8 protein-coding genes are annotated in these 9,907 nt (G+C 30.0%); all 8 read left to right on the top strand.

What is annotated here, in order from left to right; genetic code table 11:
- The first annotated feature begins 86 nt into the window (after positions 1-86).
- On the top strand, positions 87-656 hold the full coding sequence (locus tag AB1Z17_RS09620) for an adenylosuccinate lyase (RefSeq protein ID WP_368051589.1): 570 nt from the start codon (positions 87-89) through the stop codon (positions 654-656).
- 58 nt (positions 657-714) lie between these two features.
- Positions 715-2,058, top strand: a complete 1,344-nt coding sequence (gene purB / locus AB1Z17_RS09615; protein ID WP_368051588.1) for an adenylosuccinate lyase — start codon at positions 715-717, stop codon at positions 2,056-2,058.
- A gap of 10 nt (positions 2,059-2,068) precedes the next feature.
- Positions 2,069-2,437 (top strand): hypothetical protein, encoded by a 369-nt coding sequence (locus tag AB1Z17_RS09610; protein ID WP_368051587.1) that lies wholly within the window; start codon positions 2,069-2,071, stop codon positions 2,435-2,437.
- Between the two features lie 3 nt (positions 2,438-2,440).
- Positions 2,441-3,214, top strand: coding sequence for a TerC family protein (locus AB1Z17_RS09605; protein ID WP_368051586.1), 774 nt, complete (start codon positions 2,441-2,443; stop codon positions 3,212-3,214).
- Positions 3,215-3,279: 65 nt separating this feature from the next.
- Positions 3,280-4,344: an AI-2E family transporter gene (locus AB1Z17_RS09600; protein ID WP_368051585.1), complete on the top strand. Its 1,065-nt coding sequence runs from the start codon at positions 3,280-3,282 to the stop codon at positions 4,342-4,344.
- Between the two features lie 288 nt (positions 4,345-4,632).
- Complete coding sequence (locus AB1Z17_RS09595) at positions 4,633-5,943, top strand: TolC family protein (protein ID WP_368051584.1); 1,311 nt, start codon at positions 4,633-4,635, stop codon at positions 5,941-5,943.
- 39 nt (positions 5,944-5,982) lie between these two features.
- Entirely contained in the window at positions 5,983-7,053 is a 1,071-nt protein-coding gene (locus AB1Z17_RS09590) for an efflux RND transporter periplasmic adaptor subunit (protein WP_368051583.1), read from the top strand.
- 101 nt (positions 7,054-7,154) lie between these two features.
- A partial coding sequence (locus AB1Z17_RS09585) for an efflux RND transporter permease subunit (protein WP_368051582.1) occupies positions 7,155-9,907 on the top strand: 2,753 nt, incomplete at its 3' end.

Genomic DNA, 9,907 nt, shown 5'->3' with positions numbered 1-9,907 from the left:
TGCGGCGATCTCATGTATATTAGTTGTTATTATATTTATAGTTTAATTTTAAAAATAATCATAATTCATAGTTAAAAAAATATCTGTTGTCAAAAAATTTATTAATAAAACAATTAACAAATATTGAAAATGCAAAACGTATAAATAGAGAACGTGTTGCATTTTTGGTGCTTGAAAATACGGAGCTAATTACGTATTTAGTTGAAATTATGTTTGCTTCAGATTCTAAAATATCCATAAAAGCAGCTTGGATTTTAGAAATAGTTTGTGAAAAAAATCTGTCTTTCATTGGTCCACATTTAGATTATTTTACAGAGAATATTGGCAATTTAAAACACGATAGTGCGGTGCGTCCTGCTTCAAAAATTTGTAATTTTATTGCAATTGCATACAATTCAAAAAAGGATATTTTGTTTAAAAATTTTTTAACCAAAACGCATATTGATAAAATTATAGAAACGGGCTTTGATTGGATGCTAAGTAACCATAAGGTTGCTACAAAAGCTTACAGTATGAACGCATTATTTTTATTGGGTAAAAATTACGATTGGGTACATCAGGAACTAAAGTTAATACTACAACAAAACATTACCAAAGAAAGTGCAGCATATAAAGCAAGAGGAAAGATGACTTTAGACTTGATAAACAAGCAATAAAATTACAAATTTTGGCTTTATTTCATTAATTTTGCATTTTTCAACACAAAACTAAAAGATGGCATTAACAAGTTTAAACGCAATATCTCCAATTGATGGAAGATACAGAAGTAAAGTAGCAAATTTAGCACCTTTTTTTTCGGAAGAAGCACTAATAAAATACAGGGTTAAAGTAGAAATTGAGTATTTTATTGCTTTGTGCGAAATTCCTTTGCCTCAATTAGAAACTTTTAATACTGAACTTTTTGACGAATTACGAAGCATTTATATTGATTTTACGTCGGAAGATGCTCAAAAAATTAAAGACATTGAAAGTATTACAAACCACGATGTAAAAGCAGTGGAATACTTTATAAAAGAAAAATTTGATGTTTTAAATCTTCAACAATATAAAGAGTTTATTCATTTTGGATTGACTTCACAAGACATAAATAATACGGCAACTCCGTTATCAATTAACGATGCGTTTGATATTGTTTATTATCCAGAATTAGCAACACTTATAGAAAAATTAAGACAGCTAGCTGTTTCTTGGGCTGATGTACCAATGTTAGCTCGTACGCACGGACAACCGGCTTCTCCAACACGTTTAGGAAAAGAAATCTTTGTTTTTATTGAACGTATAGAACAGCAAGTCAATCAATTGCAAAATATTCCGTATGCTGCAAAATTTGGAGGTGCAACTGGGAATTTTAACGCACATAAAGTGGCGTATCCAAACATAGATTGGAAAGCATTTGGGACTCATTTTGTGGAAAAAGTATTGGGTTTACACCATTCTTTTCCAACAACTCAAATAGAACATTACGATCATTTAGCTGGTATTTTTGATGCTCAAAAGCGTATAAACACAATATTGATTGATTTTAATAGAGATATTTGGACGTATATTTCTATGGATTATTTCAAACAAAAAATTAAAAAGGGCGAAGTTGGTTCTTCTGCAATGCCTCATAAAGTAAATCCGATAGATTTTGAAAATTCTGAAGGAAACTTAGGAATGGCGAATGCAATTTTTGAACATTTATCCGCCAAATTACCAATTTCTCGTTTACAACGTGACTTAACAGACTCAACTGTTTTAAGAAATGTAGGTGTTCCATTTGCGCACACAATTATTGGGTTTACTTCAACGTTAAAAGGATTGAAGAAGTTATTAATTAATAAAGAAAAATTTGCTGAAGATTTAGAAAATCATTGGGCGGTTGTAGCGGAAGCTATTCAAACAATTTTGAGAAGAGAAGCGTATCCAAATCCTTATGAGGCTTTAAAAGGTTTAACAAGAACAAACGAGAAAATTACGCAAAAATCTATGGCTAATTTTATTGATAGTTTAGATGTTTCTAAAGAAATTAAGACAGAATTAAAAGCTATTACTCCTAGTAATTATACTGGAATTTAAAATATACCAAATGAAAAAAATTGCACTTTTATTATTTTTAATAGTTACAATAAGTTGTAATACTGAGCCTTTAAAAGCAGATCGTTTTAAAACCGGAACTTTTGAGATTCCTGCAGGAAAAGGATATGAAAAAACAATTATTATTAGACAAGATTCTATTCAAATTGAAAAATATGAAGACAGAATAGATACCTTATTAATTTCTTGGAAAAACAATTTTGATTATACGCTGAAAATGTTACACCCTAAAACAGCAATTGATGAAGATCCTATTCACGTTAAAATAACAAATATTGAAAAAAATTCATACGAGTTTGAGGCTGTAATTGGGTATTCAAATTTTGTTCAAAAAGGTGAAATTTTTAAAATAGCAGACTAAATTATGGAAATATTTTTACACGTAGATGCGTGGATTGCATTGTTAACATTAACTTTTTTAGAAATTATTTTAGGTATAGATAATATTATTTTTATTTCTATAACAGCAGGTAAATTACCAAAAGATAAAATTAAAAAGGCAACTAGATTAGGACTTTTATTGGCATTAGTATTTAGAATTATTTTGTTATTTGGTGTTTCATATTTAATATCTATGAAATCAGCTTTCTTTACTTTTGACCTATCATGGGTTAAAGGTGGAATTACTGGGCAAAGTGTAATTTTACTTTTAGGAGGGATCTTTTTATTGTACAAAAGTACTAAAGAAATTCACCACAAAGTAGAAGGTTCAGGCGATGAAGATGAAAAAATATCGATAAAAAGTGTAGTAAAAAACTCTTTTGGAAGTGTGATTTTCCAAATTGTAATGATTGATATTGTATTCTCTTTCGATTCTGTTTTAACGGCTGTTGGTATGACAAACGGGGTTCCAGGTGCCTTAATAATTATGATTACTGCAGTTATTATTTCAATAATAATTATGATGATTTTTGCAGCACCAGTTGGTAATTTTGTAAATAAACATCCTACTATTCAAATGTTGGCGCTTTCTTTTTTAATTTTAATTGGATTTATGTTAATTACAGAAGGAGCACACTTATCGCATTTAGAAGTTTTTAACAAACCAGTTGGAGCGATACCAAAAGGTTATTTGTATTTTGCAATTGCGTTTTCATTAGGAGTTGAAGCTCTTAATCTGAAGGTTCGAAAAAAATAATTAAATATTATTTAACAAAATCTTCAATTATTTACGACATTTTTGTCACTATTTTTGAATGAATTATGAAAGATCTAAAAACAACAAATATTTTACTGCTAATATTGGTAATTCCAGTAGTATTTTACATTTTAAAAACAATGTCTTTCATTTTTATACCATTAATTTTTTCAATGTTTATTGCATTGTTGTTTTTACCTTTAATGCGATGGCTGGCAAAACGAAAAATCCACAATTTTATAAGTATTTTTATAGTATTATTAATATTTGTTGGGATTTTTAAAATAGGAGGAGAGCTTATAAAAATAACAAGTAGAGAAATTTTAGCTACAGATAGTTTGTTTTTTGAAAAAGCAATTGCAAAAATTAATGTTTTAGCACAATCTTTTGAAGACTTTTTAGGAATTAACTATTTTGATGAAGGTAACATAATAAATCATTTTATCACTAGTGATTCTATTTCAAAGCACTTTGGTTCAACCTTCGATTTTTTAGGAAACACAGTTTCTATGACATTAATGACTGCTTTTTTTGTTATTTTATGGTTAGCAGAATCTATCAACTTTCAAAAGTTTTTAAATAATACTATTTTAAAACAAAAATTTGCATCTGTAAAAACCTTTATGAAAATTGAAAAAGATTTAATAAAATTTGTAAAAGTTAAATTTTTAGTAAGTGCCTTAACCGGTCTTGGTTTTGGATTGGCTTGTTACTTTTTTGATGTAAGTTTTCCTATTTTTTGGGGATTATTTGCCTTCCTTATAAATTTTATTCAAATGATTGGATCTGTAGTTTCAGTAGTTTTATTGTCACTTTTTGCCTTTGTAGAATTAGACCCAACAAGTGTTTTATTATTTTTCATTCTCACTATAACATTGGTACAAGTAATTTTTGGAGGAATTTTAGAACCAATATTTATGGGTCGTTCCTTTTCTATAAATATTATTACAATTTTAGTGATGTTAATGCTTTGGGGTTATATTTGGGGAGTTCCTGGATTAATAATGTCAATACCAATTACGGTGTTTTTAAAAATTATATTTCAGCAATTTCCTCAAACAAAACTATTAGCTACTTTAATTTCAGGAAATGAAGTAACAATTAAGCTTCCTCGTTTAAAAAAGTCTTAGAAGTTAATAATTATTAGTGTGTTGTCATTCCTGCGCAGACAGGAGTCCGGAGGTTGTTAATATTGATTACCATTGGTTTGGTTTTTTATTAAGGTTTGGTATAGATTCCTGTATACAGAGGAATGACAGTTTGGTTTCAACAATTCAACAATTAAAAAATTCTACAACATTAATTAAATTTGGTTTTTAGAATTTAGGTAATAAATGTTACAAAACTCTGTAATGTTTATCACCACTTACACTTTGCACCTCAATTACCTTTGCACTAAACTAAAAAAGCAAATAACTATGCGAGTCTCATATATTTTATTCATTTCATTAATACTTTTTAATATTTTAATAGGTAGTGCACAACAAGAAATTTCAATTTCTTTGAATGAAATGTTAGAAAAAGTTGAAAGTAATAACCACACTGTTAAAATTTCAGAACAAGATTTTAATGTGGCTAAAGCAGATTACAATCAAACAAATTCAATTTTATTACCTAATATTTCAATCTCACATTCGGGTATTTCAACCAACAACCCTTTAATGGCATTTGGTTCAAAATTAAATCAGGAAATTTTAACACAAGCCGATTTTAATCCTACGCTTTTAAATAATCCTGATGAAATTCAAAACTTCACAACTAAAATTGAAGTGCAACAACCAATTTTTAACGCAGATGGTATTTTTATGCGTAAAGCTGCAAAAGCTAAAATGAATGCTTTTGAACTACAAACAACCAGAACTATTGATGCTATAAAGTTAGAAGTTACAAAAGCGTATATGCAATTACAAGTTGCATACAAAGCTGTTGAAGTATTAGAAAAAGCTAAAGAAGCTGCATTAGAAAATAAAAAAATTGCAGAAAATAGTTTAAAACAAGGCTATTTACAAAAGGCAGATATTCTTTCAGTAGAAGTTCATGTTACTGAAGTAGAAAATCAATTACTAACTGCAAAAAGTACTATTAAAAATGCTTCAGATTATCTAAAGTTTTTAGTTGGTGAAACTAACGAAGCAACAGTAAAACCATCAACAGATTTAGTTGCTGAATTAAACTTAGATGTTTACAACCAAAAACTTTCAGAAAACAGAGCAGATATTGAAGCTTTAGAAAAAAGTACAGAAGCTTATACAAATATGCATAAAGCTAATAAAATGTCATATTTACCAAGTTTAAATGCTTTTGGAAGTTATGAACTGTATGATGATAAAATCTTTAATGGAAGTGCAAACGGCTATTTAGTGGGTGCACAATTATCTTGGAACGTTTTTGAAGGATATAAACGTATTGGGAAAACTCAAAAAAGTAAAGCGGAATTAGATAAAGCTGAAATAACTTTAAATCAATATAAAAATAAAAGCCAGTTAGAATTTAATAAAGCAAAACGCCAGTTAAAAGATGCTGAAAACAGTATGAATTTAACAAATTTAGCTGTTGAACAATCTAAAGAAGCGTTAAGAATTAGAACTAACCGATACGAGCAAGGATTAGAGAAAACATCCGATGTATTAATTTCTGAAGCTAAATACTTACAAAAACAATTAGAATATTTACAAACAGTTTTTAATTACAATTTTACAAAAGCATATGTAAATTTCTTAACAAAATAATCTAACTATAAAAAATAGCACATTTAAAATAATACAATAATGAAAAATATATTTAAAATAATAGCAATACTTACCTTAACATTAGTAACAAGTTGTGGAAAAGACAAAGCGAAATTAGCAGACAATAGAGAAACGGTTGCTGTAAAAGTAAGCACACCATCGTCTGAAAACGGAACATTTATTACTGCTAGTGGGAATATTGAAACGGTACAAAATGCAAACCTAAGCACTAGAATGATGGGTTATGTAAATAATGTATATGTAAAAGTAGGTCAAAAAGTTACAAGTGGTCAACTTTTATTAAGTATCAATAGTGCCGATATAAATGCTCAAAAAGCACAGGTTACTGCTTCAATTGCAGAAGCCACTGCTGCCTTTACTAATGCTGAGAAAGACTATAACAGATTTAAAGCATTGTTTGAAAGTAATAGTGCATCACAAAAAGAAATGGATGATATGACAGCAAATTACGAAATGGCTAGAGCCCGTTTAGAAGCTGCCAATCAAATGAAAAATCAAGTAAACGCTCAATTATCTTACTCAAATATTACAGCGCCATTTAATGGTGTTATTACTGGAAAATTCGTTAATAAAGGTGATATGGCAAATCCAGGAATGCCTTTAATTAGTATGGAAACTCCAGGTGAATTTCAAGTAATAGCAATGGTTCCAGAATCTGAGATTACCAAAATTAAAATTGATTCTAAAGTAAACGTAATTGTAAAATCTTCAAATCAATTATTAACTGGTAAAGTTACTGAGGTTAGTTCTTCGGCCAAAAATACTGGTGGACAATATTTGGTTAAAGTTATTCTTGATAAAACGGATGAAAAATTACTTTCGGGAATGTTTACTTCAGTTCAATTTCCTATTGACAAAAATGAAACTTCCAGTATAATTATAATTCCAAAAAGTGCTTTAATAGAGCAAGGTCAGTTAACTGGTATTTATACAATTGGAAATGGAAATACTGCCATTTTAAGATGGTTAAGAATTGGTAAAAACTATGGTGATCAAGTAGAGGTTTTATCTGGTTTATCAGCTGACGAACAATTTATTGTTTCTGTTGAAGGTAAATTATATAACGGAGCAAAAGTAGCTATTCAATAAATTAATATTCGCGTTAGGGTTAGCAGTGAAAATCCTTTTTTAAGAAAAAAGATTGAAACGAATAGCCCGATCCAAAGAGAAACGCCCAAAAATATAAAATTATGCAAGAAGGTATATCAGGTAAAATTGCCAATGTTTTTATCAATTCTAAATTAACAATTTTGTTAATGGTGGCTTTGATGGCGATTGGTATTTATAGTTCTTTTTTAATTCCAAGAGAAGAAGAACCTCAAATTATTGTTCCAATGGCCGACGTTTTGGTTGGATATCCAGGAGCGAGTCCAACAGAAGTAGAAAGTAGGGTTGTTAAGCCTTTGGAAAAAATAATTTCTAACATAAAAGGAGTGCAACACGTACATAGTATTGCAATGAACGGTCAATCTATGATGATTGTGCAGTTTTATGTTGGTGAAGATACGGAGCGCTCGTATGTAAAATTATACGATGAATTAATGCGCCATAAAGGTATGTTTCCACCTGGGGTTACGGAACCTTTGGTAAAAACACGTTCTATTGACGATGTTCCAATGTTAGGACTTACTTTTTGGAGTGAAAATTACGACGATTTTCAAATTCGTCAAATTGCTGAAGAAGTAACTTCTGAAATTGAAAAAGTAAAAGATGTTTCTATTACCAAAGTTATTGGAGGTAGAAATCGTGAACTAAAAGTTGTTCTAGATAAGGATAAATTATCTGAAAATGGTATTGATGCTTTGGGTATTATGCAAATGATACAGGTTAATAATAGCAGTTCTCAATCTGGTAGTTTTGTTAATGGAGATGAAGAATTTTTAGTAACTACTGGTAAGTTTTTAACTTCTAAAGATGATGTTGAAAATTTAGTGGTTGGTGTAAATCAAAATATGCCTGTTTATTTAAAACAAGTTGCTACTATTATTGATGGACCAGAAACACCAAAAAGTTATGTTTCTTTTGGTTATGGAAAAGCAAATGATCAATTTGAAGGAAATCCAAGCGAATATGCTGCGGTAACACTTTCTATAGCAAAAGTAAAAGGAGCCGATGCTATGAAAATAGCAGAAAAAATTCTGGAGCATGTTGAACTTTTAAAACAAAATTTAATTCCTAATGATGTTCATGTCTCAGTTACAAGAAACTACGGAGAAACTGCATCGCACAAAGTTGGTGAATTATTGCTGCATTTAGGCGTTGCCATTTTAGCCGTTACCATTTTAGTAATGCTAGCAATGGGCTGGCGTGGTGGATTGGTTGTGTTTTTCTCAGTTCCGTTAACCTTTGCTTTAACTTTATTTAGTTATTATTTATTGGGCTATACGTTAAATAGAATTACACTTTTTGCACTTGTGTTTGTAGTGGGTATTGTGGTGGATGACAGTATTATTATTGCTGAAAATATGCACAGGCATTTTAAAATGAAGCGATTGCCATTTAAACAAGCTGCCATTTATGCAATTAATGAAGTTGGAAACCCAACAATATTAGCAACATTCACGGTAATTGCGGCAATTTTACCAATGGCATTTGTTTCTGGTATGATGGGTCCATATATGAGTCCGATGCCAATTGGAGCTTCTATTGCAATGATACTTTCATTATTTGTTGCATTGACTGTAACTCCTTATTTAGGGTATCATTTATTGCAAGAAAAGGATACTCGAGAACATAAAGAAGAGGAAGGTTTAGAAACCGGAATGATTTATAAAATCTATAAAAAAATAGAACAACCATTTTTAGATAGTAAAACAAAACGTTTTGTAATGTTGGCTATTACAGTTGTTTTATTACTTGGATCTGTTTTAATGTTCTTTACTAAATCGGTTGCCGTTAAAATGTTGCCTTTTGATAATAAAAACGAGTTTCAGGTTGTAATTGATATGCCAGAAGGAACTACTTTAGAAAGGACTGCCGCTGTTACTAAAGAAATAGCTCAATATATTTCAACAACACCAGAAGTAGTTAATTATCAAAACTATATCGGAACCTCAGCTCCTATTACATTTAACGGTCTAGTACGTCACTACGATGTTAGAGGCGGAAGTAATATGGCTGATATTCAGGTGAATTTATTATTGAAAGAAGATAGAGATTTACAAAGTCATGATATCGCTAAAAAAGTACGTCCAGAAATTCAAAAAATAGCTAAAAAATATGGTGCTAATGTGAAATTAGTTGAAGTTCCACCAGGACCTCCAGTTTTATCTACATTGGTTGCAGAAGTTTATGGACCGGATTATGATGAGCAAATTAAAGTTGCTGCTCAAGTAAAACATATTCTAGAAAACACAACTGATGTTGTGGATACAGATTGGATGGTTGAAGACGCTCAAACTGAATACAGATTGGTGGTTGACAAAGAAAAAGCAATGTTAAATGGAATCGCTCCTCAACAAATAGTAGGAAATTTGACCTATTTATTAAGCGAGTATCCAATTTCTTATATTTATGATGAAGCTTCTTATGACCAGGTAAATATTGTTTTAGGATTAAAGGATTCTGATAAAACAAGCCTACAAGATATCCAAAACATAAAAATTAAAGGAAAAAATGGAAATGTTGTTCCTGTAAGTGATTTGGTAAAAGTAAAAACTGGTACCCTAGAAAAAACCATTTATAGAAAAGACCAAAAACGTGTGGTTTATGTTTTGGCTGATATGGCCGGAGGATTGGAAAGTCCGGTTTATGCAATTTTAGGAATGAAAGAAAAATTACAAAAAATTGAGTTGCCAAAAGGCTATAAAATGAACGAGTTGTATCTAGAACAACCTTCAGATGAAACTGATTTTACAGTAAAATGGGATGGTGAATGGCAAATAACGTTGGAAGTTTTTCGTGATCTAGGTACTGCCTTTTTAATAGTAATTATTATTATTTA

It is taken from the genome of Lutibacter sp., from assembly GCF_040883305.1.
Taxonomy (GTDB): Bacteria; Bacteroidota; Bacteroidia; order Flavobacteriales; family Flavobacteriaceae; genus Lutibacter.
This window is presented reverse-complemented; position numbering and strand designations above follow the sequence as displayed.

Excerpts from the sequence above, each read along its gene's own strand:
- AB1Z17_RS09590 (WP_368051583.1), top strand. The coding sequence starts at position 5,983 with ATGAAAAATATATTTAAAATAATAGCAATACTTACCTTAACATTAGTA.
- purB (WP_368051588.1), top strand. The coding sequence starts at position 715 with ATGGCATTAACAAGTTTAAACGCAATATCTCCAATTGATGGAAGATAC.
- AB1Z17_RS09600 (WP_368051585.1), top strand. The coding sequence starts at position 3,280 with ATGAAAGATCTAAAAACAACAAATATTTTACTGCTAATATTGGTAATT.
- AB1Z17_RS09595 (WP_368051584.1), top strand. The coding sequence starts at position 4,633 with ATGCGAGTCTCATATATTTTATTCATTTCATTAATACTTTTTAATATT.
- AB1Z17_RS09610 (WP_368051587.1), top strand. The coding sequence starts at position 2,069 with ATGAAAAAAATTGCACTTTTATTATTTTTAATAGTTACAATAAGTTGT.
- AB1Z17_RS09605 (WP_368051586.1), top strand. The coding sequence starts at position 2,441 with ATGGAAATATTTTTACACGTAGATGCGTGGATTGCATTGTTAACATTA.